This is a genomic window from Nocardia sp. XZ_19_231 (assembly GCF_015355705.1).
Classification (GTDB): domain Bacteria; phylum Actinomycetota; class Actinomycetes; order Mycobacteriales; family Mycobacteriaceae; genus Nocardia; species Nocardia salmonicida.
On sequence record NZ_JACUZI010000001.1, the window covers coordinates 972700 to 996780 of the forward strand.

20 protein-coding genes are annotated in these 24081 nt (G+C 67.5%); 14 read left to right on the top strand and 6 right to left on the bottom strand.

What is annotated here, in order from left to right:
* Nucleotides 1-55: 55 nt before the first annotated feature.
* Nucleotides 56-2008: a gamma-glutamyltransferase gene (gene ggt / locus IBJ82_RS04345; RefSeq protein ID WP_194824600.1), complete on the bottom strand. Its 1953-nt coding sequence runs from the start codon at nt 2006-2008 to the stop codon at nt 56-58.
* 83 nt (nt 2009-2091) lie between these two features.
* Here ggt and IBJ82_RS04350 point away from each other — a divergent pair, with 83 nt between their 5' ends.
* Complete coding sequence (locus tag IBJ82_RS04350) at nt 2092-2784, top strand: HAD family hydrolase (protein ID WP_194824601.1); 693 nt, start codon at nt 2092-2094, stop codon at nt 2782-2784.
* Between the two features lie 109 nt (nt 2785-2893).
* Here the strand turns inward: IBJ82_RS04350 and IBJ82_RS04355 are convergent, their stop codons facing one another.
* Nucleotides 2894-3307 carry a hypothetical protein gene (locus IBJ82_RS04355; RefSeq protein ID WP_194824602.1) on the bottom strand — a complete coding sequence of 138 codons (414 nt, stop codon included), beginning with the start codon at nt 3305-3307 and terminating at the stop codon, nt 2894-2896.
* 374 nt (nt 3308-3681) lie between these two features.
* On the opposite strand from IBJ82_RS04355, the gene uvrC reads away from it, so the two are divergent.
* The 7 genes from uvrC to tpiA all read left to right on the top strand — a co-directional run bounded on the left by uvrC (nt 3682) and on the right by tpiA (nt 12007).
* Nucleotides 3682-5667 (top strand): excinuclease ABC subunit UvrC, encoded by a 1986-nt coding sequence (gene uvrC / locus IBJ82_RS04360; protein ID WP_194824603.1) that lies wholly within the window; start codon nt 3682-3684, stop codon nt 5665-5667.
* Nucleotides 5668-5786: 119 nt separating this feature from the next.
* A complete protein-coding gene (gene rapZ, locus IBJ82_RS04365) occupies nt 5787-6743 on the top strand; it encodes an RNase adapter RapZ (RefSeq protein WP_228536429.1) in 957 nt (318 codons plus the stop codon).
* Nucleotides 6740-7786, top strand: a complete 1047-nt coding sequence (gene yvcK, locus IBJ82_RS04370) for a uridine diphosphate-N-acetylglucosamine-binding protein YvcK (RefSeq protein WP_194824604.1) — start codon at nt 6740-6742, stop codon at nt 7784-7786. The genes rapZ and yvcK overlap by 4 nt, the downstream gene beginning before the upstream one ends.
* Entirely contained in the window at nt 7777-8760 is a 984-nt protein-coding gene (gene whiA, locus IBJ82_RS04375) for a DNA-binding protein WhiA (protein WP_056810477.1), read from the top strand. The genes yvcK and whiA overlap by 10 nt, the downstream gene beginning before the upstream one ends.
* 218 nt (nt 8761-8978) lie before the next feature.
* Nucleotides 8979-9995, top strand: a complete 1017-nt coding sequence (gene gap, locus IBJ82_RS04380) for a type I glyceraldehyde-3-phosphate dehydrogenase (protein ID WP_056810475.1) — start codon at nt 8979-8981, stop codon at nt 9993-9995.
* A 5-nt stretch (nt 9996-10000) separates the two neighbouring features.
* On the top strand, nt 10001-11215 hold the full coding sequence (gene pgk / locus IBJ82_RS04385) for a phosphoglycerate kinase (RefSeq protein ID WP_194824605.1): 1215 nt from the start codon (nt 10001-10003) through the stop codon (nt 11213-11215).
* A gap of 3 nt (nt 11216-11218) precedes the next feature.
* Nucleotides 11219-12007 carry a triose-phosphate isomerase gene (gene tpiA, locus IBJ82_RS04390; RefSeq protein ID WP_194824606.1) on the top strand — a complete coding sequence of 263 codons (789 nt, stop codon included), beginning with the start codon at nt 11219-11221 and terminating at the stop codon, nt 12005-12007.
* A gap of 70 nt (nt 12008-12077) precedes the next feature.
* On the opposite strand, the gene IBJ82_RS04395 is transcribed toward tpiA, so the two are convergent.
* Nucleotides 12078-12863: an META domain-containing protein gene (locus IBJ82_RS04395; protein ID WP_194824607.1), complete on the bottom strand. Its 786-nt coding sequence runs from the start codon at nt 12861-12863 to the stop codon at nt 12078-12080.
* Nucleotides 12864-12931: 68 nt separating this feature from the next.
* Entirely contained in the window at nt 12932-13447 is a 516-nt protein-coding gene (locus IBJ82_RS04400) for an MmpS family transport accessory protein (RefSeq protein ID WP_194824608.1), read from the bottom strand.
* Nucleotides 13448-13681: 234 nt separating this feature from the next.
* Between IBJ82_RS04400 and IBJ82_RS04405 the strand changes: the two genes are divergently transcribed.
* From IBJ82_RS04405 to IBJ82_RS04415, 3 genes are read left to right on the top strand one after another with little or no spacing between them, the layout of a single operon-like run.
* Complete coding sequence (locus tag IBJ82_RS04405) at nt 13682-15277, top strand: MFS transporter (RefSeq protein WP_370585142.1); 1596 nt, start codon at nt 13682-13684, stop codon at nt 15275-15277.
* 34 nt (nt 15278-15311) lie between these two features.
* Nucleotides 15312-15545, top strand: coding sequence for a preprotein translocase subunit SecG (secG, locus tag IBJ82_RS04410; RefSeq protein WP_056815392.1), 234 nt, complete (start codon nt 15312-15314; stop codon nt 15543-15545).
* Nucleotides 15546-15602: 57 nt separating this feature from the next.
* Nucleotides 15603-16184 carry a hypothetical protein gene (locus IBJ82_RS04415; protein ID WP_194824609.1) on the top strand — a complete coding sequence of 194 codons (582 nt, stop codon included), beginning with the start codon at nt 15603-15605 and terminating at the stop codon, nt 16182-16184.
* On the opposite strand, the gene IBJ82_RS04420 is transcribed toward IBJ82_RS04415, so the two are convergent.
* Both IBJ82_RS04420 and IBJ82_RS04425 read right to left on the bottom strand, forming a co-directional pair.
* Nucleotides 16181-18349 (bottom strand): thiamine pyrophosphate-dependent enzyme, encoded by a 2169-nt coding sequence (locus tag IBJ82_RS04420; RefSeq protein WP_228536683.1) that lies wholly within the window; start codon nt 18347-18349, stop codon nt 16181-16183. The genes IBJ82_RS04415 and IBJ82_RS04420 overlap by 4 nt on opposite strands.
* 246 nt (nt 18350-18595) lie before the next feature.
* Nucleotides 18596-19315: a hypothetical protein gene (locus IBJ82_RS04425; protein ID WP_194824611.1), complete on the bottom strand. Its 720-nt coding sequence runs from the start codon at nt 19313-19315 to the stop codon at nt 18596-18598.
* Between the two features lie 317 nt (nt 19316-19632).
* Between IBJ82_RS04425 and IBJ82_RS04430 the strand changes: the two genes are divergently transcribed.
* The 3 genes from IBJ82_RS04430 to IBJ82_RS04440 are packed head-to-tail and all read left to right on the top strand — an operon-like array spanning nt 19633 to nt 24073.
* Complete coding sequence (locus tag IBJ82_RS04430) at nt 19633-20598, top strand: alpha/beta hydrolase (RefSeq protein WP_194824612.1); 966 nt, start codon at nt 19633-19635, stop codon at nt 20596-20598.
* On the top strand, nt 20595-22367 hold the full coding sequence (locus IBJ82_RS04435) for an ABC transporter ATP-binding protein (protein ID WP_194824613.1): 1773 nt from the start codon (nt 20595-20597) through the stop codon (nt 22365-22367). The genes IBJ82_RS04430 and IBJ82_RS04435 overlap by 4 nt, the downstream gene beginning before the upstream one ends.
* Nucleotides 22364-24073: an ABC transporter ATP-binding protein gene (locus tag IBJ82_RS04440; RefSeq protein WP_194824614.1), complete on the top strand. Its 1710-nt coding sequence runs from the start codon at nt 22364-22366 to the stop codon at nt 24071-24073. The genes IBJ82_RS04435 and IBJ82_RS04440 overlap by 4 nt, the downstream gene beginning before the upstream one ends.
* Nucleotides 24074-24081: the final 8 nt, after the last annotated feature.

A 24081-nucleotide genomic window follows, 5' to 3' on the forward strand; every position in this document is an offset into this window, starting at 1 on the left:
GCACTGGGTGCCGGCAACCGCCTGTGCGCCACCTGGTGACGCACAGGCCGACGCGTCAGCGGGTGTCGCCGAGAACTGCTCCCTCGCGGCGCGGATCCGCACCGCCGACCCAGCCGTCCTTGCCGTTGTGTTGCAGGGCGCTGAGTCCGCTGGACTGCGGCGCCACGGAGACCTGATGGCCCATCGCCCGCAGCTTCTCGACCAGCGGATCGTGGTCACCGTTGTCGGTGGCATTGATATCGGGGTGCTCACCCCCTACGCCGGTGACCGGCGTATTGCCCGCGCCGAACGACACCCCGGAGACCGCCTGTTGCGGGTCGAGGCCCCAATCCAGAACGTTGACCAGCGTTTTCACGACGAACTGGATGATCACCGAACCGCCCGGTGAACCCGTGACGAGCTTCAGTTCGCCACGGTCGCCCTTGTCGTCACGATCGAACACCAGGGTCGGAGCCATCGAACTGCGCGGGCGCTTGTTCGGCTGGAGGCGGTTGGCCACCGGGGTGCCGTCGGGGTCGACGGGGTCGGCGGCGAAGTCGGTGAGCTGATTGTTGAGGACGAATCCGTCGACGAGATGGAACGACCCGAACGCCGATTCGACCGTCGTGGTCATCGCGGCGGCGTTGCCGTACTTGTCGATGACGGAGATGTGGCTGGTGCCGTGTTCGGGCGGCTGTGGGCCGTTGCCGAGGGGGACCGGGCCGAGGTTGCCCGGCTTGGCGGTCCCCATGCTGCGCTGCGGGTCGATCAGCGTCGACCGCTCCTTGAGGTACTGCGGGTGAACCAGCGAGAGGGCCGAATTACCCGGCAGCGGAACGAAATCCGGGTCGGCGACGTACTTGTTGCGGTCGGCGTAGGCCAGCCGCTCCGCCTCGGAGATCAGGTGCACGGCCTGCGCGTCGGGGCGTCCGCCGTTGGCGTCGAGCTCTTGGGGGCGCAGCGCGGGGAGGTCGAAGTTGGCGAGGATGCCCAGCGTCGCGGCGACAGTGCTGCCACCGGAGGACGGCGCGGGCATGCCGCACAGTTCGTATTTGCGGTACCCGGTGCACAGCGCCGTGCGCTTCTTGGCCTCGTAGTTCGCCAGGTCGGAAGTAGTCAGCGCACTCGGGGTGCGACCACCCGCCGTGCTGCCCGCCGCCTCGACGATGTCCTGGGCGATGGCGCCACTGTAGAAGGCTTTCGCGCCGTCGGTCGCGATCGCCGACAGCGTTTTCGCCAGCGCCGGATTGGTGAGGACGGTGCCGGACTTCTTGGGCGCACCGTCGGGTTCGAGGAAGTAACCGCGCGCGGCTTCGTCGGCGGCCAGGTCCTTCGCGGACTCGGCGATCTGCCCGGCCAGCCGCGGACTGATCTCGAAACCGCTGTCGGACAGACTGATCGCGGGATCGAACAGTTCCTTCCAGGCGCTCATCCCGTGCTCCTGGTGCGCGAGTTCGAGCATCCGCAGCACTCCGGGAACACCGATCGAGCGACCGCTGGCGCGGGTATTCGGCGCGGGTTCGGTGCGGTCGGTATCGCTGACCCAGCGCAGATAGTTCTCGGTCGCCGCGGCGGGCGCGGTCTCGCGGCCGTCGTAGGTGTCGACGGTGCGCGACTTCGCGTCGTAGTGCACGAGGAACGCGCCGCCGCCGATTCCGGAGGCCTGCGGTTCGACGAGCCCGAGCACCGCCTGCGCGGTGACCAGCGCGTCGGCGGCGGTGCCACCCGCGCGCAGCACCCGGCACGCGGCCTCCGTGGCAATCGGATTGGCGGTCGACACCGCGTAGGTGCTGGTGCGCACCGCCGTCATGTCCGAGCGGTATCCCGACGAGATCTCCGGGTTGGTACTGAGGTTCTGTGAGGTCGGCGCACCCCCACCGGTCGCGGGCGCCGCGGACACCGGAGTGCCGTTGGGCGTGCTCGTACACTCGGCAGCCGTCTTCTCATCTGTCGAACAACCGACCAGTACCCCCACCGCGAGCACTGCGGCCGTCGTGGCCCCGATCCACGTCCGTCGCCTTGGCGTCATAGAAGCAGCGTAACGCGCCGGTCCGACACCATTCGAGCTTTTTCCGCCGGAGCCGTACTCGCCGTCTGGCTACCCTGGCTGACATGGATATCGACGCGGTGCTATTCGACTACTCGGGCACGGTCTTTCGTTTGGAAGACGACCGGACCTGGGCCGACGAACTCGTCGGCGACGACGGAACACCCTTCGACATCGCGGCGAAAGCCGAAGTGCTGCGGCGGATGACGGCTCCGGTCGAGCAGTTCATGACCTTCGACGCGACGGGCCAACATGCCTGGGACAACCGCGATCTCGACCCCGCCCTGCACCGCCACGCCTATCTGGAGGTGTTGCGCGGTTCCGGCGTTCCCGACACCCAGGCGACGCGTCTCTACGAACGCCTCATCGACCCACTCACCTGGACTCCGTACCCCGATACCGGCACGGTGCTGAAATCGCTTGCCGCCCAAGGAATCCCGGTCGGCATCGTCAGCAATATCGCCTTCGACATCCGCCCCGCCTTCGCGAAGCACGGCTGGACGGATCTGATCGGTGCGATGACCCTGTCCTACGAAGTAGGCGCCATCAAACCGAACGCCCAGATCTTCCGCGACGCCACCGACCGCCTCGGCGTCGACCCCGAACGTGTCCTCATGATCGGCGACAGCACCGAAGCCGACGGCGGCGCCACCTTCCTCGGTGCCCGCTTCGCCCTCGTCGACGCGGTCCCCACCATCGATCGCCCCCGCGCCCTCATCGACGCACTCGCCGAACACGGCATCCGAACTGCCGACTGACCGCATACGGGTGACTCGTCGGCCGATAGTCGTGCCCGCAACCGACTCCTATGCCTTGGTCGAGACCCCTGCGGACGCGCACAGTCGTGCGAACCAGCCGAGGCGCGCGTCAGCGATCGCGGGTGAACCAGGTCCGGGCCGAGGGTCGAAGGAGCATTCCCGCGACCGCACCATTGGCGACGACGCCGACCACCCCCGGCGGCAGCCCGGTGAGGATGCCCGTCGACGACACCAGACACGCCAGCACCGCGACCCCGATCGCCGCCTTGCGCACCAGATCGCCACCCTGCCGGAACAACAGCACCAGCGGAACCAGCGCGAAGGACGGCAGATACCCGGCGAGCAGCGCGCCGAGCGAACCGCCCAGCGCCACCGTGATCGCGATCAGCACCACACCGACGGCGGTGGCGACCGCGGCGATCAGCCGCGCTCCGCGCACCGTCCCCGGCATGACTCCGTGCGGGGAGGCCTCGTCGTCGTACAGGTCATCGCCGGTTTGCGGCAGGGCGGCGGCATTGCTCATCGGACGTCCTTTCGGGCACATAATCCGAGCACTCACGCTACACAGGCGGGCGCACAGCTCACCCCGGCGACCTCGCGAGCAGCATCGCAACGGCCCTGCCGATCAGCATCCCGAACAAACCGGGGGTCGACCGACTCGCCACCGAGTCGAGCTCACACAAAGCCGTCAACCTGCTGACCACGATGACCGTGGTCCTGGATCTCCTGCTGCAGGTTGGGACGGTTTCGTCGCGCAGGGTAGGGCTGAGTCCGTACGGCGTCATCGAACGCGGAATATGTTGTGCCAGTATGTGTTTCGGGAAGGGCAACGGCTGCCCGCGCCAGTCGGCACCTCGGCGGTGCGGACCTGTCGGAGCCCCTCGCTAGGCTGGATGGGTGGCAGATCCCGCGACGTACCGGCCGGCGCCGGGCACGATCCCCGTCGAACCCGGTGTGTACAAGTTCCGGGACGTGCACGGGCGGGTCATCTATGTCGGCAAGGCCAAGAGCCTGCGGAGTCGGCTGAATTCCTACTTCGCCGATGTGTACTCGCTGCATCCGCGGACCAAGCAGATGGTCACCACGGCGGCCGCCGTCGAGTGGACCGTGGTGTCCACCGAGGTGGAGGCGCTGCAGCTCGAGTACAACTGGATCAAGGAATACGATCCGCGGTTCAATGTGCGCTACCGCGACGACAAGACCTACCCGGTGCTCGCGGTGACCCTCAACGAGGAGTATCCGCGGCTGTTCGTCTACCGCGGGGCACGCAAGAAGGGCGTCCGGTACTTCGGCCCCTACGCCCACGCCTGGGCGATTCGCGAGACCCTCGACCTGCTGCTGCGGGTCTTCCCCGCGCGCACCTGCTCCAACGGAGTCTTCAAGCGGCACAACCAGATCGGGCGCCCCTGCCTGCTCGGCTACATCGACAAATGCTCGGCGCCCTGCGTGGGCCGGGTCAGCGCCGACGAGCACCGCCAGATCGTCGAGGACTTCTGCGACTTCCTCTCCGGCAAGACCGACAGGATGGTGCGCGCACTCGAACGCCGCATGCACGAGGCCGCCGAAGACCTCGACTTCGAGAACGCCGCACGCCTGCGCGACGACGTGCAGGCGCTGCGCCGCGCGCTGGAGAAGCAGGCCGTGGTGCTCGGCACCGGCACCGACGCCGACGTGATCGCCTTCGCCACCGACGCGCTCGAAGCCGCGGTCCAGATCTTCCACGTCCGCGACGGACGCGTGCGCGGCCAACGCGGCTGGGTCGTCGACAAATCCGGCGACGCGCTCGATGTCGCGGAGTCGGGCACCGAACTGGCCGCGCTGGTCGAACAGTTCCTCACCCAGTTCTACGGCGAGCAGGCCTCCATGGCGGACCAGAACGGCGACGCGGCCATCGTCGTCCCGCGCGAGGTGCTGGTGCCCGAACTGCCCGCCGACGCCGAGGAGATCGGCGAGTGGCTCAGCGAGATGCGCGGCTCGGCGGTCTCGCTGCGCATCCCGCAACGCGGCGACAAGAAGGCGCTCGCCGAGATGGTGCAGCGCAACGCCGCCGAGGCACTGGCCCAACACAAGCTCCGCCGCGCCGGTGACCTCACTTCGAGATCACAAGCGCTGCAAGACATTCAGGACGCACTCGAACTCGACAGCGCCCCGCTGCGGATCGAGTGCGTCGACATCAGCCACGTGCAGGGCACCGACGTGGTCGCCTCGCTGGTGGTCTTCGAAGACGGCCTGGCGCGCAAGTCCGACTACCGCCACTACGCGATCAAGGAGGCCGCGGGCGACGGCCGCTCCGACGATGTCGGCAGCATCGCCGAGGTGACCCGCCGCCGCTTCGCCCGCCTGGCGCGCGACCGCGAACAACCCGTCGAGATCGAGCCCGACGAGGTCGACGAACCCGCCTCCCGCCCCGGCATCGACCCCACCACGGGCCGACCACGCCGCTTCGCCTACCCGCCCAACCTCTACGTCGTCGACGGCGGCGCACCCCAGGTCGCCGCCGCCGCCGAGGTCCTCGACGAACTCGGCATCACCGACGTGGCGGTGATCGGCCTGGCCAAACGCCTCGAAGAGGTCTGGGTGCCCGGCGAAGCCGACCCGGTGATCATGCCGCGCAACAGCGAGGCGCTGTTCCTGCTGCAACGCGTGCGCGACGAGGCCCACCGTTTCGCCATCACCTTTCACCGCAGCAAACGATCCCGTCGGATGACGGCATCGGCACTCGACTCGGTCCCGGGCCTCGGCGAGACGAGGCGAACGGCCCTGGTCACCCACTTCGGCTCGGTCGCCAGGATCAAGGACGCGACTGTCGAGGAAATCACCTCTGTGCCCGGAATCGGGGTATCGACGGCGAAAGCAGTGCTCGCGGCACTCAACAGTCCGTAACCGCGACGGCCGGGATCGCAGGACGCAAGATTGCGTGTGCCGTACGTTGTGTGTCTGCGCCCGATACCCGAACCGGTGCGGGATGATCGAAAGGCACCCAGAAACGGATCCGGTAGGACATGACACGCGTCGAATCGAATAACAATGCGGGGGCGGCACCCGGTCAATCCGGGACGGTCACCGACACACAGCAACCAGTAGAAGTGGTCATCGTGACCGGCTTGTCCGGCGCGGGCCGCGGCACTGCCGCGCGCGTGCTGGAGGACCTGGGCTGGTACGTGACCGACAACCTACCGCCCGAACTGATCGGGCGGATGATCGAACTAGGCGCCGCCGCCGACCCGCCGATCCGTCGGCTCGCGCTGGTCATGGACGTGCGCAGCCGATTCTTCACCGGTGAGCTGTCCGGCGTCACCGAGCAGTTGCGCGGCGCGGGCATCCGCACCAGAGTGCTGTTTCTCGAGGCGTCCGACGATGTGCTGATCCGGCGATTCGGCTTCGCCCGACGCCGTCATCCGCTGCAGAGCGACAGCCCCGACGGGACGCTCTCGGCCGGTCTCACCGCCGAACGAGCCAGGCTGGCGCCGGTCAAGGGCGCCGCCGACCTCGTCATCGACACCACCGAGCTGTCGATCCACCAGCTGCACCGCAAGCTGGAGGAGGCATACGGCGCGGGCGCGCCAGCCGCACTGCAACTGACCGTGCAATCGTTCGGCTTCAAGTACGGTGTTCCCCTCGACGCCGACATGGTGTTGGACGTGCGATTCCTACCCAACCCGCATTGGATTCCGGAATTGCGGGAACACACAGGACAGGAGTCGGTGGTCAGCGATTACGTGCTGTCCAGGCCCGGTGCGCGGGACTACCTACAGACCGGCAAACACCTGGTCGACTTGACGACGACCGGATACCGCCAAGAGGGGAAGCGATACATGACCGTGGCAGTGGGGTGCACCGGCGGTAAACATCGCAGTGTCGCTATCGCCGAGGCACTGGGTGAGCGCATCAGCGCCGACACCGGGCACGCGGCGGTGGACGTCGTTCGCGTCGTGCACCGGGATCTGGGGCGCGAATGAGTGGAACCGAAGCCGACCCAGCCGTTGTCGCGATGGGCGGTGGACATGGGCTGTACGCGACATTGACAGCGGTGCGCAGGCTGACGCGGCGGATCACCGCCGTGGTCACCGTCGCCGACGACGGCGGGTCGTCCGGTCGGCTACGCGCCGAGCTGGGCATGCTCCCGCCGGGAGATCTGCGGATGGCCCTGGCGGCGCTGTCCGAGGACGCCGACGACGTATGGACCACGACGGTGCAGCACCGCTTCGGCGGCACCGGCGCGCTCGCCGGGCACTCGGTGGGCAATCTGATCCTGGCCGGACTCACCGACATCCTCGGTGACCCGGTGGCCGCGCTCGACGAGGTGGGCCGCCTGCTGCGGATCACCGGCCGGGTGCTGCCGATGTCGCCGATTCCGCTCGACATCGAGGCCGAAGTGTCGGGCCTCGAGTCGGATCCGCGGATCGGCCGGTGTGTACGCGGTCAGGTTGCGGTGGCGACCACGCCGGGTAATGTCCGGCGGGTGCGGCTGATTCCGTCCGATCCGCCTGCCAGCCCCGAGGCGACCGCGGCCATCGAAGACGCGGATGTTGTTGTGCTGGGACCTGGTTCGTGGTTCACCAGCGTCATTCCGCATGTCCTCGTGCCGCAATTGCACGCGGCGCTGGTACGCACCGAGGCACGCAAAGTGCTCGTTCTGAATCTGGCGGCCGAGCCCGGCGAGACCGCCGGCTTTTCCGCAGAGCGTCATCTGCATGTATTGTCCCAGCACGCACCGGATTTCGCGGTCGACGATGTGCTCGTCGACTCGGCGTCGGTGCCCGAGGGGCGGCAACGGGAACATGTGGCAAGAGCCGCCGAACAGTTGCGTGCACGGGTAACGTTCTGCGATGTCGCCGAGCCGGGAACGGATCGGCATCATCCCGGAAAACTTGCCGCCGCACTGGATCAGCTGATCCGGTCGCCGCGGTCGCAACTGGCAGGGCTTCGAGTCGAGGGACGACACAGTGTCTCAGATGTGCGTTCCGGGTCGGTGGGAAAGGAGCGCGTCTCGTGGCGATGACAGCCGAGGTGAAGGACGAGCTGAGCAGGCTCGTGGTATCGCAGGTCAGCTCGCGCAAAGCGGAACTGTCGGCGTTGCTGCGGTTTGCCGGCGGTCTGCACATCGTGGGGGGAAGGGTGATCGTGGAAGCCGAGGTGGACATGGGGTCCATCGCCCGGCGACTGCGCAGAGAGATTTTCGAGCTGTACGGATACGGCTCCGACGTGCATGTGCTCGGCGCGGGCGGGTTGCGTAAGACCTCCCGCTACGTCGTGCGGGTGTCGAAGGAAGGCGAGGCGCTGGCGCGCCAGACCGGGTTGCTCGACGTGCGCGGACGTCCCGTTCGCGGGCTGCCCGCGCAGGTGGTCGGTGGCAGCATCGGTGATGCCGAAGCGGCATGGCGTGGCGCGTTTCTCGCACACGGTTCGCTCACCGAGCCGGGTCGTTCCTCGGCGCTCGAGGTGAGCTGCCCCGGTCCGGAGGCGGCATTGGCGCTGGTCGGCGCGGCGCGCAGGCTCGGCATCACCGCGAAGGCGCGCGAGGTGCGCGGCACGGATCGGGTCGTGGTGCGCGACGGCGAGGCGATCGGCGCCCTGCTCACCCGCATGGGTGCGCAGGACACCCGGCTCACCTGGGAAGAACGGCGGATGCGCCGTGAGGTGCGGGCCACCGCCAACCGGCTCGCCAACTTCGACGACGCGAACCTGCGTCGTTCGGCGCGTGCGGCCGTCGCGGCGGCGGCTCGGGTGGAACGGGCGCTCGAGATCCTCGCCGACGATGTTCCCGAGCATCTCGCCGCGGCGGGCAGGCTGCGGGTACAGCACCGGCAGGCCTCGCTCGAGGAGCTCGGTCAGCTGGCCGAGCCCCCGATGACCAAAGACGCTGTCGCCGGTCGGATCCGGCGCTTGCTGTCGATGGCCGACCGTCGCGCCAAGGATCTCGGCATCCCCGATACCGAGTCCGCGGTGACTGCGGAACTGCTCGACGACGCGTAATAGGAACATCGACAGACTCCGCACGCCGAAAGGTGTGGCGAATCCGACGATTAAGGCAGAGCGGTCATCGATGACCGCTCTGCCCTCTATTCTGGGGGCCTCCGCAGGCCTGAGGCCGGGGAGCTCACAACTCACAGGTGGCTGTCGTGAAACGCTGGCCCGGCTACTACTGTGGTTACCGTCGGAATGAATCCGCTTGAAAGCTGAGGAGCGATAACGTGACTGTCCGGGTAGGTATCAACGGCTTCGGTCGTATCGGACGTAATTTCTTCCGAGCGGTGGAGGCGCTGAAGGCCGTCGGCGAGACCGATATCGAGATCGTCGCGGTCAACGACCTCACCGACATCAACACCCTCGCCACCCTGCTGAAGTACGACTCGATTCTGGGTCGTCTGCCGCAGGACGTCTCCGTCGAGGGCGACACCATCGTGGTCGGCGAGCAGCGCATCAAGGCGCTCGCGATCAAGGAAGGCCCCTCGGCGCTGCCGTGGGCCGACCTGAACGTCGACGTGGTCGTCGAGTCGACCGGCATCTTCACCGCCGCCGAGAAGGCCAAGGGTCACCTGTCCGCCGGCGCCAAGAAGGTCATCATCTCCGCGCCCGCCACCGGCGACGACATCACCATCGTGATGGGCGTCAACGACGACAAGTACGACGGCAGCCAGAACATCATCTCCAACGCGTCCTGCACCACGAACTGCCTCGGCCCGATCGCCAAGGTGCTCAACGACTCGTTCGGCATCGTGAACGGTCTGATGACCACCATCCACGCCTACACCCAGGACCAGAACCTGCAGGACGCGCCGCACAAGGACCTGCGTCGCGCCCGCGCCGCGGCCCTGAACATCGTGCCCACCGGCACCGGCGCCGCCAAGGCCATCGGCCTGGTGCTGCCCGAGCTGCAGGGCAAGCTCGACGGCTACGCGCTGCGGGTTCCGGTCCCGACGGGCTCGGTCACCGACCTGACCGCGACCCTGGCCAAGCCTGCCACCATCGAGGAGATCAACGCCGCGATGAAGGCCGCCGCCGAGGGCCCGATGAAGGGCATCCTCAAGTACAACGAGGACCCGATCGTCTCCAGCGACATCGTCACCGACCCGCACTCGTCGATCTACGACGCGCCGCTGACCAAGGTCATCGACAACCAGGTCAAGGTCGTGTCCTGGTACGACAACGAGTGGGGCTACTCGAACCGCCTGGCCAACCTGGTCGATCTCGTCGGCAAGTCGCTCTGACCGCGATGACAGTGCAGACACTTCAGGATCTCCTGACCGAGGGTGTCGAAGGCCGGGGCGTGCTCGTGCGCTCCGACCTGAACGTTCCCCTCGACGACAACGGCCAGATCACCGACCCGGGCCGCATCATCGCCTCGGTGCCGACCATCCAGGCGCTGGTCGATGCCGGCGCCAAGGTGGTCGTGATGGCGCACCTTGGCCGCCCCAAGGGCGAGCCCGACGCCAAGTTCTCGCTCGCTCCCGTGGCGGCGAAGCTGGCCGAGCTGCTGGGCCGCAACGTCCAGTTGGCCGGTGACGTGGTGGGCTACGACGCGCTCTCGCGCTCGGAAGGCCTCACCGACGGCGACGTGCTGCTGCTCGAGAACGTGCGCTTCGACCCGCGCGAAACCAGCAAGGACGAGTCGGAGCGGGCCAAGCTGGCCGCGGCGTTCGTCGAGCTGGTCGGCGACGACGGCGCGTTCGTCTCCGACGGTTTCGGCGTGGTGCACCGCAAGCAGGCGTCGGTCTACGACGTGGCACAGGTGCTGCCGCATTACGCGGGCACCCTGGTCGCGGCCGAGGTCGAGGTGCTGCGCAAGCTCACCGAGGACCCGGCCCGTCCGTACGCGGTGGTGCTCGGCGGCTCCAAGGTGTCGGACAAGCTCGCGGTGATCGAGGCGCTGGCCCCCAAGGTCGACACCCTGGTGATCGGCGGCGGCATGTGCTTCACCTTCCTTGCGGCGCAAGGACTTCCGGTCGGCGGCTCGCTGCTGCAGACCGAGATGATCGACACCTGCAAGTCGCTGCTCGAGCGCTTCGGCGACGTGCTGCATCTGCCGGTCGACATCGTGGTGGCGGACAAGTTCGCGGCCGACGCCGACGTCAAGACTGTCGCCTCGACCGAGATCCCCGACGGCTGGCTGGGCCTCGACATCGGCCCCGAGTCGGTGTCGCGGTTCTCCGCGCTGCTGACCGAGGCCAAGACGGTGTTCTGGAACGGCCCGATGGGCGTGTTCGAGTTCGACGCGTTCGCCGCGGGTACCCGTGGCGTCGCCGAAGCCATCGTGACCGCCACCTCCAAGGGTGCGTTCACCGTGGTCGGCGGTGGGGACTCGGCTGCTGCCGTGCGCTCCCTCGGACTGCCCGACGACGGCTTCTCGCACATCTCCACCGGTGGTGGCGCGTCTCTCGAATACCTGGAAGGCAAAGAGCTGCCCGGTATTTCGGTGCTGGAGGGCTGAGCGATGGCATCACGTAAACCGCTCATCGCGGGCAACTGGAAGATGAACCTCAACCACCTCGAGGCCATCTCCCTGGTGCAGAAGGTGGCGTTCGCGCTGCCGGAGAAGTACTTCGCGAAGGTCGACGTGACGGTGATTCCGCCGTTCACCGATCTGCGCAGTGTGCAGTCGATCGTCGACGGCGACAAGCTGCTGATCACCTACGGTGCGCAGGACGTCTCGGCGCACGACTCCGGTGCCTACACCGGTGAGATCAGCGCGGCGATGCTGGCGAAGCTGGGCGCCTCCTTCGTGGTGGTCGGGCACTCGGAGCGTCGTCAGTACCACCACGAGGACGACGCGACCGTGCTGGCCAAGGCCAAGCAGGCGCTGAAGTACGAGATCACCCCGATCGTCTGCATCGGTGAGGGTCTCGGCGTCCGCGAGGCGGGTACGCACGTCGAGTACAACCTCGAGCAGCTGCGTGGTTCGCTCGAGGGTCTGACGGCGGAACAGATTTCGCAGGTCGTCATCGCCTACGAGCCGGTCTGGGCCATCGGCACCGGCAAGGTCGCCTCGGCGGGCGACGCGCAGGAAGTGTGTGGCGCGATCCGTGGCGAGCTGGAGAAGCTGGCCTCCCCGGAGATCGCCGCCGGTGTGCGCGTGCTCTACGGCGGCTCGGTGAACGCCAAGAATATCGGCGAGCTGATCCGTCAGCCCGACATCGACGGCGCGTTGGTCGGCGGTGCCTCGCTCAAGGGTGACGAGTTCGCCACCCTGTCGGCGATCGCCGCGGGCGGTCCGCTGCCCTGATCGGGTACTGAACGCCGAAGGGCCGGAAACCGATGGGTTTCCGGCCCTTCGCTTTTCGTGCGCTGCGAGGCTACTGCGCGTGCAGGATGAGGCCGTAGCCGTTGTCGTTGCGCAGGGTGAGCGTGGCTGCGTCGATGGTGGCGGTGGTTCGGCCGTCCAGCGCGCGCAGCACGTTCTGCTCGACCTCCATCACCTCCGGCGGGCACATCATTCTGGTGGTGGCGACGGCGAAGTTCACCGCGTCGCCGGGGCCCACGCCCGCGGTTCCGGTGATCCGATTGCAGCCCGCGGTGCCGTTGACGGTGCCGCCGTCACCGATGGTGAGATTCGGGCTCACCTGGTCGAGGGTGGTCGAGCGGATCTGCGCGTCCGGGGTGAGCATGGTGGTGACCACCCAGGTGGTACCGGTCAGTGGCTTGTCCGGGCTCACGATCTTCTTGTCGGTGAGATGGACGGTGGCGGACTTGCCCGTCAGCGTCAGCCGATCACCGTCGAGGCTCCAGGTGGGGTCGGATTCCAGGAAGGTGTTCTGCCAGGCGTCGGCGCCGTCACGGCCATCGGTGCACGCCATCAGGGTGCTCGCCAGCGGCGAGGTGTGCACGATGTGGTTGCTCAGGTCGACGGTGCCGCCCGCGGAGTTGCAGCCGGAGTTCGCCGAGATCCGGCCGTCGGTGAAGGTGAGCGTCATCGGACCGCCGCCCGGGATCTGGTCGCCGCTCACCTCGGTGGAGACGTAGGTGTGGCCCATCGGCGTGGCGGTGTCGTCCACCGGTTCCTTGTCGGCTGACCCGCACCCGGCCGCCACCGTGCCGACCAGTGCGAGCAGAACAGCCAGAGGACGAGGTGATATCCGCATGGAGCCGATGGTACGGACCACCCCGAACGCCGCAGCGCGGTGTTCGGGGCGGTTCGTGAACTCGTTACCTACCCGGCCGCGTCGCCCGAGCAGATGGCGCTCGCGAATTGGCCGCTGGCCTGGTCTTCGGCGATCACTGTGCCGCCGACGGTGATCTTGCAGGAGACCGTTCCGCCGTCGGCCCCGGAGAGCACGCTCAGCGAAACGAACTTCACCAGCCCGGTGACCGTGACCTCCTTGGACCACGGCAGCGTCACATCGGATTCCTGTGCGACGTCCAGACTTCCGTCGGAATAGGTCACCGTCGAGGTCCCGGTGCCACCGGCCTGATAGGAGACGGTGACTTCCCGGCTGACCTCGTTCTCGATCTCATTGGCGACGGTGCCGACGAGCGCGACACAACCGCCGACGATCAGCAGCAGGACCACCAGAACGCCACCGAGCACCCACGGCCACACCTTCTTCTTGCGCGGCGGCTGCGGGTAGCCGCCCTGCTGTGGGTAGCCACCGCCGGGTGGTTGCTGGCCGTACGGCGGCGGTTGCTGGCCATAGGGCTGCTGCGGGTGGCCGGGTGGGACAGTCATGCGGTTTCCTCCGTGTCGTGCGGGCTCTCCGACGAAACGGGAGCTCTGTACTGATCGCTCGAAGGCGACCAGAAGGTAACACCGCATCGAAGAATCGCAGGGATATCGGCTTGGAGCACAAGGCATCTGGTGGTTCAGAGTGATCCGTCGCAGAAGGCGGTGTCGGGAGCGCACCGTTGTCGCGGCGGAGAGCGCATACCGGGGCACGGCGGTCGCCAGGGATATGCTCGACGCGTGGGCAGTGTCGCGGCGGAGCGGATATCGACCTGGGCGCCGTTGCGTTCGCCGGTGTTCAGGGCGCTGTGGATCGCGCAGCTCGTGTCCAATCTGGGCACTTGGATGCAGACGGTCGGCGCGCAGTGGATTCTCGTGGATCAACCGAATGCGGCGGCGCTGGTGTCGTTCGTGCAGACCGCGCTCACCCTGCCGGTGATGTTGCTGTCGATTCCGTCCGGAGTCCTGGCCGACCTGGTCGACCGGCGCAGGTTGCTGATCGGCGCGCAGGCGGGCATGGCCCTCGCCTCGCTCACCCTCACCGTGTTCACCGCCACCGGCCACACCACTCCGGCGGTCCTGCTCAGCCTGCTGTTCCTGCTCGGCTGTGGGCAGGCGCTCACCGCTCCCGCCTGGCAGGCGATACAACCCGAGCTGGTGCCGCGCGACCAGATCACCTCGGTGGCGGCGCTGGGCAGTATGAGCGTCAATATCGGTCGAGCCGTCGGGCCCGCGGTGGCGGGTGTGATCGTGTCGGTGGCGGGGCCGACCGTGGTGTTCGGGTTCAACACGGTCTCGTTCATCGGCATCGTCGTGGTGCTGCTGGCATCGAAGTGGCCGACGCGAACGAGCCCGCTGCCCAGTGAACGGCCGCTCGCGGCGTTGCAGGCAGGCACCCGGTTCATCCGCGCCGCGCCCGCGATCAGGAGGGTGCTGTTCCGTGCGAGCCTGTTCATCGCCCCCGCCAGCGCGGTGTGGTCGCTGCTGCCGGTGATCGCGCACGACCGCCTCGGACTCTCGTCGTCCGGCTACGGTCTGCTGCTCGGGGCGCTCGGGCTCGGCGCGGTGTGTGGCGCGCTCGGATTGTCGCGCCTGCGGGTCCTGTTCACCCCCACCCAGCGACTCGCGCTCGCCGCGGTCCTGTTCGGCGTCGGCGCGGTCGCCACCGCGCTGGTCCAGAATGTGGTGCTGGTCCTCGTGCTGCTGGTCGGGGCCGGGCTGGCGTGGCTGCTGGCGATGTCGACGCTGAACTCGACCATGCAGTTGCTCCTGCCCGCCTGGGTCCGCGCCCGCGGTCTGTCGGTGTACATGCTGGTGTTCATGGGTGGGCAGGCGATCGGGTCGCTGGTTTGGGGCCTGGTCGCCGGCGCCTGCGGTGCCGTGACGGCGCTGCTGATCGCGGCGGCGATGCTGGCATGCTGCGCCGTGAGCACCCTGTGGTGGCCGATCCGGCACAACGTCGAGGAGATCGACCTCTCCCCGGCGGCGTACTGGCCCGAGCCGCAACTCGTCGTCGAGCCCGAACCCGAGGACGGCCCCGTCCTGGTGATGCGCGGCTACGACGTGCCACCCGGCGACGTTGCCGCCTTCACCGAATCGATGGCGCTGGTCGGGCGATCCCGGCAGCGTACGGGCGCGATGGAATGGCGGCTCTACCGCGATGTCGGCACCGTCGACCGCTTCGTCGAAGCCTTCGTGGTGCGGTCGTGGGCCGAGCACATGCACCAGCATCAGGTGCGTCTGACCGCCCGTGATCGGGAGATAGAACAGGCCGTCATCGAGTATTCTGCGGGCCCCCAGTCGGTCTCACACCTGGTCGCCGTCGAGCCTGGTTAGACCAGTCGGTCCCGCACCACCTAGGATGAACGTCATGTCGCTGTTCCTCGATATCCTCCTTGTGATCACCAGCTTGCTGTTGGTGCTGCTGGTGCTGTTGCACCGCGCCAAGGGCGGCGGCTTGTCCAGCCTCTTCGGTGGCGGCGTGCAGTCGAGCCTGTCCGGCTCCACCGTCGTCGAGAAGAACCTCGACCGCATCACCATCTTCGTCGGCGTCGTCTGGTTCATCGCGATCCTCGGCATCGGCCTCGAGATCAAGTTCGCCTGAGTTCGCTCTACGTTCTGCCCTGCCGACCAGCGCACAGCATGTCGGTAGGGTATTTCCATGAGCTACGGGGGAGCTGCGCCGGTCCCGGTCGTCGAACCAGCGGATCGGGGGACGCCGAGCTGGTGGCCACTGGCATCCAGCGTGATCATCGGTGTGGTCGTGTTGTGCTGCCTGGGTTTGCTATGGACGGGCATCAGTAAGGCCGACCTCGATCTGACGCTGGGGTTGTTGCTTTCGTTGGCCTTCACCGGCTTGCTGTGGGCGGTGTGGTCGATGACAGGACTTGTCGTCTATCGGGTCGGGTGGATCAGTCTGGTCGCCCCGGGGGTCGTGGTCGTCACCATGGGCATCAGCTGGAGTGGGCTACCGGACCGGCTCGGGTGGTGGCTGTCGGAATCCGCGATGACGCAGGCCGCCCAGACCTGCGATCCTGCCGATGGTGACCGGCGAATCGGTGTGTACTCGGTCGGCCGCGTCAGCACGCGGGACAACGGCTGTCTGCTGACCGTGTCGGGGATGGGCCTGGTGTCTCCTGCCGGGTTCGCCTACATGCCCGCGGGTGAACCACCGGCTGCGCGGGGAGAATACGACGAGCAGTACACCCATCTCGACGGGTCCTGGTACCGGTTCTCGACCTAGCCCAGTATCAGACGCCGTGCGGCGGTCTCGATCGCCGACTCGCTCAGCAGCACAGCGTCCGCGGCGGGACCGAGTGGAACGAAGCTGTCCTCGCTGGTGACTCGGGCGAGTGCGCCACGGTAGCCCGTGTCGATCAGCGCCGCGTACACCGATTCGGAAACTCCACCGGTGCTACGGGTTTCATCGGCGACCAACACCTTTCCGGTGGCTTCGGCATGGTGGATCAGGTCGGCGACCGGTAGGGGATTGAGCCAGCGGAGGTCGAGCACTCGTGCGTGAATTCCTTGGGCAGCAAGGCGATTCATCGTGCGCAGACTCATCGGAACGCCGTTGCCGAAGGTGACGATGGTGAGATCGGTACCTTCGCCGTAGGTGCGGGCATCGCCGATCGGGATGTGTTCGGTGGTGGGGGAGGCCAGCCAGGCTTCGTCTCCAGGATGGAGATCTTTGGTGTGGTACAGCGCGATCGGCTCTACGAATACACATACTCGGCCGTCGACTCGGGCCGCTGACACGCAGGTGCGCAGCATCGCGGCCGCGTCGTCGGCGCGCGCGGGCACCGCGACGACGACGCCGGGGATATCGCGCAGCGCCGCCAGGGAATCGTCGTTGTGGAAGTGGCCGCCGAAGCCCTTTTGATAGGCGAGGCCGGCGATGCGCAAGACCATCGGATTGCGGTACTGCCCGTTCGAGAAGAACTGCAGTGTGGCCGCTTCGCCGCGGATCTGATCGGCCGCGTTGTGCACGTAGGCCAGGTACTGGATCTCGGGGATCGGGATGAATCCGGCCAATCCGGTACCGAGCGCGGTGCCGAGGACGGACTGTTCATCGAGGAGCGTGTCGAAGACCCGGCGCGCTCCGAAACGTTTTCTGAGTCCCTTCGTGACGCCGTAGACGCCGCCCTTGCGGCCGACATCCTCGCCGAATACCAGGACATCGGGGTCCTTGGTGAGGAGTGCGCCGAGGGTGTGATTGATCGCCTGCGCCAGTGTCATCCGGAGGTCGGTTGTCCCGGAGGGATCGGGAGGCCGGGGCGACGATTCACGAGGCCGTTCGTCAGCCGACGACTGTGGCGAGGGCATCGACGGACCGAAGCGGGTGACATCGTCGCGGATCGCGGTGGGATGAGTCGGCGCGAGCGGCGCGATCACGGCCGCGGCGGAATCGAGCCGAGCTTCGTGAACCACCTCGTCGGCGGTCTCGCGCACGCGCGCACCGATCCGCTCGTAGCGATCGAGGAGATCGCCCGCATCGGCGGCACCCGCCGCGATCAGGTAGCGGGCGGTGCCGAGAAGGGGATCGCGGGCGAGATCGGCGGCGATATCGGTCCGACCGCGATAGGCGGACTCGACATCAGACCCCGCGTGGCCACCGAGTCGGACCGTGCGCAGGTGCAGGAAAACCGGCACCCGCCAGGTCCGGGCCAGGTGTACCGCGTCTTCGGCGGCACCGAGAACGTCGGGCAGGTCGCAACCGTCGGCTGCGAGGTAGGTGAGCCCCGGCCGCGGGCCGTAGGCACGTTCGATCCAGTCCGGGGCGGTCGGCACGCTGATGCCGAGGCCGTTGTCCTCGCAGACGAATACCAGCGGCATCGGCACGCCCTGATGGGCGGCATGCAGGGCGGCGTTGACGGCACCGACCGCCGTCGAATGATTGGCCGACGCATCGCCGAAACTGCACACCACCACCGCGTCAGCGGGCCACGGACACGAAACCCCTTGCTTCGCGGCCCGATCCAACGCGAAGGCCAACCCCACCGCTCGCGGCAGATGCGAAGCGATGGTCGAGGTCTGCGGAATGATCGACGCCGCCGCACTCCCGATCACCTTGTGCCGACCACCGGAAATCGGATCAGCGGCCGCGGCCACAACCCCGAGCAGCACATCCCGAATCGGATCCAGCCCCGGAATCTGCTTGCATCGCTGCACGAAAAAGGCCGCCGACCGGTAGTGCAACAACGCCGGATCATCGACGCGCGACGCGGCGGCCACCGCCGCATTCCCCTCATGCCCGGATGACCCGATGCTGTAGAACCCCTGTCGAGCAGCCCCCAATCGCCGAGCCGCCAGATCGAGATGCCGACTGGCAACCTGCGATTCGAACAATTCGATCCCGAACGCGGCATCGATCGGCTCGATCCGGTCGGGCACAGCGAGACTGTCCATCGCGGCCCGAAATGCCCCATCGAGGTCAAGCGAACCCAGTGCCATCGCCACAACTCCTCGCCCGCAGTCGAGTCGACGTCCGAACCGTCGGCATGCCAAGAAAGCTACTGCGATCCTCGATGAACGACGGGCAATTCCCGCCAGAAAGCGCGCAACCGTGTTACACCGTGCGCGGTGAGGTCGGCATGTACCTCCCGGATCCGCGCGCGGTCCTGGGCTGACAGTTTCAGGGGGCCGAGCCGAATCTCACTGTCCCCGTACGACAATCGCTGTGATCATCGCTTGCCCGTCGCGGACGGTGGTGGTGATGAGTTGGGTGTAGAGCAGGTCTTCTGCCGACGTGCCGCCGGGGCGGCGTTCGGTCAGGTCGAGTTCGTAGTTGTCCGGACTGATCTGATTGATCTGGGCGCAGTAGGTGGTTCCGAGCGGGACGTGCTCGTCGATGCCGCGCTGAATGGTCGGGGCCGAACCGACGGTGTCGGCGTCGGGCGCCACATACGACCGCGCCTTTTCACCGTTGCGGTCGCTGTAGAACGCGTGCTCGAAGCCGAGGATCACGCCGGGACCGGAGTTGTGGTCACCCGGACCGCGGCCGATGGTCAGGCTGCCGCGCTGTTCGTCGACACAGGGCAGTGGTCCAGCAGTCTTCCTGGTGGTCGGCGGGCTGGTGGCGGCGATGAGCACGGCTTCTTCTGGTTCGCTGTCTCTACCTGCCACGACGACGTAGGTGAGCGCCGCCACGCCGACCGCGATCGTTGCCACCGAACCCAGAACGACGATGCCGATCCTGTTGCGCCCCGTGTTCTGCGGGGACGGCGGCAAAATCATCGGCTCCGGATCGGCCGGTCGCCACGAAGTCGGCGCGTACCCCGGCACAATCGCGGCCGGATCAGGCCCGAGTGCGTCCAGTGGCGGACCGAACGGCGACCCCGAACTCTCGTCCTCCCGTGGTCCTGTGAAAGCCACCCATCACCCTTTCCCTTCCCATGCCGGCACCTCGCATCCGACCCGAGCGCTACCTCGGCGCACGGGGCACGGCAGCACCACAGGTCGGCAACCCATGATGTTCCCGGTTGGCAACTCGTCCCCCCGCCACACCGATCGCCCGACATTTTAACCGGGCCCTGTCGCGGAAACGGCAGGGCGGTATGTGGAAGGGCGACAAGGCCGATTCGCCTCGTGACGGACCGCATGTTTCCGAAAGCGGACCGGTGGGCCTTCCTGCCAGGGTTGCTCTACGCCGCCGCGAGAACGGGTGGTGAGCGAGCGCCAGGAGGCACATCATGCGAGGCAGAGTTCCCCTACGGATGCGGGTGTTGTCCGCGCTCAATGGTGGGCCGGATTGGGATTCGATCACGCCGGCCGAGATTATCGAGGCACGAGGGGCGCAGGAGAAGCTGCGTCGGTCCGACATCGGGACGTTCATCACCGGTAAGCCGGACCGGGGTGCGCGCAGCACTACGCACACGCTCGAACTGCCCGGTCGTACCGTAAATGTTCGGGTGCATCGACCGGTGCGCGAGGGTTCGGGGCTGCCTTTGATCGTCGCGTTCCACGGTGGCGGATTCATCAGTGGCGTTCCGGAGCAGGATGATTGGCTGCTGACCCACCTGGCTGCCGAGTGCCCGGCGGTGGTCGCTTCGGTCGACTATCGGCTCGCGCCGGAGCATCCGATTCCCGCCGCTGTCGAGGATGCCCGCGACGCGGTGCCCGAACTCGTCGCCCAGGCGGGGCAGTGGGGTGCGGACGGAACTCGACTTGCGCTGCTCGGAAGCAGTGCGGGCGCGTCGCTCGCGGTGTTGACCGCCTTCGAGACGCGTGCGCTGCGGACGCAGGTCTTGATCAACCCTCAACTCGATTGGACCGACAGGGTGTTCGAGTATCCCTCGTTCACCGAGAACGCGGACAGCCCCACCGCGACACCGGCCAATTGCCGTGCGGTGCAACGTATCGCACTGCCCGAAGGCTTCGATGCGCGGACGATATCGCCGATGTTCCACGACGAGCTCGCCGGTTCGGCCCCCACCCTCATCCTGTCCGCTGGACTGGATCCGCTGGAAGATCAATCGCCCGCCTACGCCGATCGTTTACGAAAGGCCGGCGTCGAAGTGACGCTGACCCGCTATCCCGAAGCGACACATGGCTTCTTGAGCATGCAGGGCCTGATCCCGGCCGCCGGACCCGCCCGCTCGGAGATCCTCGACCATGTTAGAAGCCACCTGGCTGTGCCTTCGGGAGTGCGTAGATGACCACCATCAGCGAACAGCCGACTCGAACAACGAGTCTCACGAGCCTGCTTCGGCCGTATCTCGGCAGCTTCGGCGCTGTGGTGATCCTGCAGGTCGTCGGCGCCGTGGCGGGGCTGGCTCCCTTGCTGGCAGTCGTCGAGCTGGGTCGTACCCTGTTGTCGCCCGGCGAGGTCGACCGCGCTCATGTGTGGTTCGTCGTGCTGGCCGGAGCGGTGGGCCTGCTCGTCCGATTGCTCTGTACCGCAGCCTCTTCGGCGATCGGGCATCTGCTCGACGATCGAGTCCAGCTGTCGCTGCGGCGGCAACTGGCCGATCAGCTGGGACGGGTGCCGATCGGCTGGTTCGCGCGGCGTCGCACCGGCGAGCTGGCCAAGATCGTGGGCGACGACGTGAGCGCTGTGCACCCGTTCATCGCCCACGCGCCCGGCGAATTGGTGTCGGCGTTCGTGGTGCCGTTGGTCTCGCTGATCTACCTGTTCACCGTCGACTGGCGGCTCACGCTCATCACCGCGATCCCGGTGGTGCTGGCCATCGCGCTGGTCCCGCTGATGATGACCCCGAGTCGGCTACGCGAACAGCGGGATTTCGACACCGCGATGGGCGCGATCGCCAGCTCGGTCGTCGAGTTCGTCCAGGGCATCGCGGTGGTGAAGGCCTTCGGCGGATCCGAGCGCGCTCATCGCAGATTCCGCACCGCCACCGACGATTTCGCCGATATCTTCCTGCGGATGGTGCGTGGCCTGGCCGGGATCGCGGCGGGCATGCAGGTGGCGTTGTCGCCGCCGTTCGTGCTGCTGGTCGTGTTGATCGGCGGTGCGGCGCTGATCACGAACGGTGGGATGGCCCCGGCCGATCTGCTGCCGTTCCTGCTACTGGGCATCGGCCTGACCGCACCGGTGGCGGCGCTCGGGCACGGTTTCGACGATCTCCAGGCCGCTGGTCGCGCGGCAGGCCGGATTCGCGACGTTCTCGACGAGGCGCCGCTGCCCGAGCCGACCCAGCCGAGGGCGCCGCGGGGGCACCGGGTGGAGATGCGCGGGGTCCGGTTCGGCTACGACGCCGAACACGAAGTGCTGCGCGGGATCGACCTTGTGCTCGAACCCGGCAGCGTGACGGCGCTCGTCGGGCCGTCGGGCAGCGGCAAATCCACCCTGGTCCAGTTGCTGCCGCGGTTCTTCGATCCGGACGAGGGCACCATCTCCCTCGGCGGAATCGATCTGCGCGAACTCGGCAGCCGCGAGCTCTATCGGACGGTCTCGTTCGTCTTCCAGGATGTGCGACTGCTGCGCGCGTCGGTCGCGGACAATATCGCCCTCGCCGTCCCACAGACGGACCGCGACAACGTGATTCGTGCCGCCCATCTGGCGAATATTCACGACCGCATTCTCGAGTTGCCGCGCGGGTACGACACGGTGATCGGCGATGACACGGTGTTGTCCGGTGGTGAGGCGCAGCGGATCTCGCTGGCGCGGGCCCTACTCGCCGACGCGCCGGTGTTGGTCCTGGACGAGGCGACCGCTTTCGCCGACCCGCAGACCGAGCAGGCGGTGCGGCAGGCGTTGACATCGCTCGGTCGCGACCGGACCCTCCTCGTGATCGCCCACCGGCTGGAAACGATCGCCGATGCCGACATGGTCGTGATGCTCGACAACGGCACGATCGTCGAACGCGGCCGACCCGCCGATCTGCTGGCCCAACAAGGAAAATTCGCCGACTTCTGGCACTCGCACCGAACGGTGACCGCGGAATTACAGGGAGAACCACGATGATTCGCATGCTGTTGCGCGTGCTCGGACCCGAGTACGCCCGACCGGTTCGGCGCACCGTCGCGCTGATGACCGTGACCGCGGTCGCCGAGGGATTGTCCTACGCGCTGCTGGTTCCCGTGCTGCGGTCGCTGTTCGGCGACGATCCCGCAGGCGCGCGCCCATGGCTGATCGCACTGGGCGTCGCCGTCGCCGTCTACGCGCTGCTGCGCTACCGCAGTGACCTCTCCGGCTTCCGCGTCGGAACCACGCTGCTGCGCGGGGTGTACTACCGGCTCGGTGATCATCTGGCCCGCCTGCCCATCGGTTGGTACACAGCGGGTCGAGTGGGTGAGGTGTCGGTGCTCGCCAGTCGTGGTGTGCTGCAGGCGTTGAGCGTGCTCGCACACCTGATGGCGCCGCTGATCTCCGCCGCTGTGACGCCGTTGACGATCATCGTCGTGATCTTCGCGTTCGACTGGCAGATGGGCGCGGCCGCCGCTGTCGCTGTGCCGATCGTGGCGGCGATCCAGGTCTGGTCGGGGCGCGCGATGGCGGCCGACGACGCGCAGCGCCACGAACGTGACCACGACGCCGCGCAACGTGTCATCGAATATCTCCAGGCGCAGCCGGTTCTGCGGGCGGGAGGGCGCACCGCGCAACGGTTCGACCTGCTCGACGATTCGCTTCGGGAAGTCGCGCGTACCTCGCGCCGTCGCGCATTCACAGCGCTGCCCGGAATCCTCGGCCTCTCACTCGCGGTGCAAACGGTGTTCACCGGTCTGCTGGCCCTCGGCACCTACCTCGCCCTCAGCGGAAACATCGGTGCCGCAGAAGTTTTGGCAATCCTCATCCTCGCCGCCCGCTGCGCCGACCCGCTCCTGTCGCTCGCCGATATCGGCGGCCAACTCCGCAGCGCCCGATCGGAACTGGTGCGCCTCGAAGCGCTCCTGCGGACCGAAATCCTGCCCGAACCCGAGACTCCGCTTCAGCCGAAAGGCCACGACCTGTCCTTCGACGCGGTGACTTTCCGGCACGGCGGCCGCACGGTGCTCGACGATGTATCGCTGACGGTTCCTCGAGGCCAACGGTTGGCCGTGGTCGGGCCGTCCGGAGCGGGCAAAACCACTCTCCTGCAACTGATCGCCCGCTTCTACGATGTCGACGCGGGCACCGTACGCATCGGCGGCGTGGACGTGCGCGCCATCAGCACCGACACGCTGATGGCCCAGTTCGCCATCGTCTTCCAGGACGTCTACCTCTTCGACGGCACGATCGAAGACAACATCCGCCTCGGCCGCCCCGACGCCACCGACGAGGAGGTGAGAACCGCGGCCGGTGCGGCCCGCCTCGACGAGGTGATCGACCGACTCCCCGGCGGCTGGACAACGAACGTCGGCGAAGGCGGCACAGCACTGTCCGGCGGTGAGCGCCAACGAGTCTCGATCGCCCGAGCCCTCCTGAAGAACGCACCGATCGTCCTGCTCGACGAGGTGACCTCGGCCCTCGACCCCCTGAACGAGGCCGCTGTCCACGAGGGCATCGAACGCCTGATGGCCGGGCGAACCGTCGTGATGGTGGCCCACCGCCTACGCACCGTCCGCCGCGCCGACCGCATCGTCTTCCTCGACCACGCCCGCATCGCCGAAGACGGCACGCACGAAGACCTCCTCCACCGAGCAGGCCACTACGCCGACTTCTGGGCGAGCTCCCTGACCCCGGTCACCTGAGTTTCCTC

Bases quoted from the DNA above. Each gene is read 5' to 3' on its own strand.
- ggt (WP_194824600.1), bottom strand. From the start codon at position 2,008: ATGACGCCAAGGCGACGGACGTGGATCGGGGCCACGACGGCCGCAGTG.
- IBJ82_RS04350 (WP_194824601.1), top strand. From the start codon at position 2,092: ATGGATATCGACGCGGTGCTATTCGACTACTCGGGCACGGTCTTTCGT.
- IBJ82_RS04355 (WP_194824602.1), bottom strand. From the start codon at position 3,307: ATGAGCAATGCCGCCGCCCTGCCGCAAACCGGCGATGACCTGTACGAC.
- rapZ (WP_228536429.1), top strand. From the start codon at position 5,787: ATGACACGCGTCGAATCGAATAACAATGCGGGGGCGGCACCCGGTCAA.
- yvcK (WP_194824604.1), top strand. From the start codon at position 6,740: ATGAGTGGAACCGAAGCCGACCCAGCCGTTGTCGCGATGGGCGGTGGA.
- pgk (WP_194824605.1), top strand. From the start codon at position 10,001: ATGACAGTGCAGACACTTCAGGATCTCCTGACCGAGGGTGTCGAAGGC.
- tpiA (WP_194824606.1), top strand. From the start codon at position 11,219: ATGGCATCACGTAAACCGCTCATCGCGGGCAACTGGAAGATGAACCTC.
- IBJ82_RS04395 (WP_194824607.1), bottom strand. From the start codon at position 12,863: ATGCGGATATCACCTCGTCCTCTGGCTGTTCTGCTCGCACTGGTCGGC.
- IBJ82_RS04400 (WP_194824608.1), bottom strand. From the start codon at position 13,447: ATGACTGTCCCACCCGGCCACCCGCAGCAGCCCTATGGCCAGCAACCG.
- secG (WP_056815392.1), top strand. From the start codon at position 15,312: ATGTCGCTGTTCCTCGATATCCTCCTTGTGATCACCAGCTTGCTGTTG.
- IBJ82_RS04415 (WP_194824609.1), top strand. From the start codon at position 15,603: ATGAGCTACGGGGGAGCTGCGCCGGTCCCGGTCGTCGAACCAGCGGAT.
- IBJ82_RS04420 (WP_228536683.1), bottom strand. From the start codon at position 18,349: ATGGACAGTCTCGCTGTGCCCGACCGGATCGAGCCGATCGATGCCGCG.
- IBJ82_RS04430 (WP_194824612.1), top strand. From the start codon at position 19,633: ATGCGAGGCAGAGTTCCCCTACGGATGCGGGTGTTGTCCGCGCTCAAT.
- IBJ82_RS04435 (WP_194824613.1), top strand. From the start codon at position 20,595: ATGACCACCATCAGCGAACAGCCGACTCGAACAACGAGTCTCACGAGC.
- IBJ82_RS04440 (WP_194824614.1), top strand. From the start codon at position 22,364: ATGATTCGCATGCTGTTGCGCGTGCTCGGACCCGAGTACGCCCGACCG.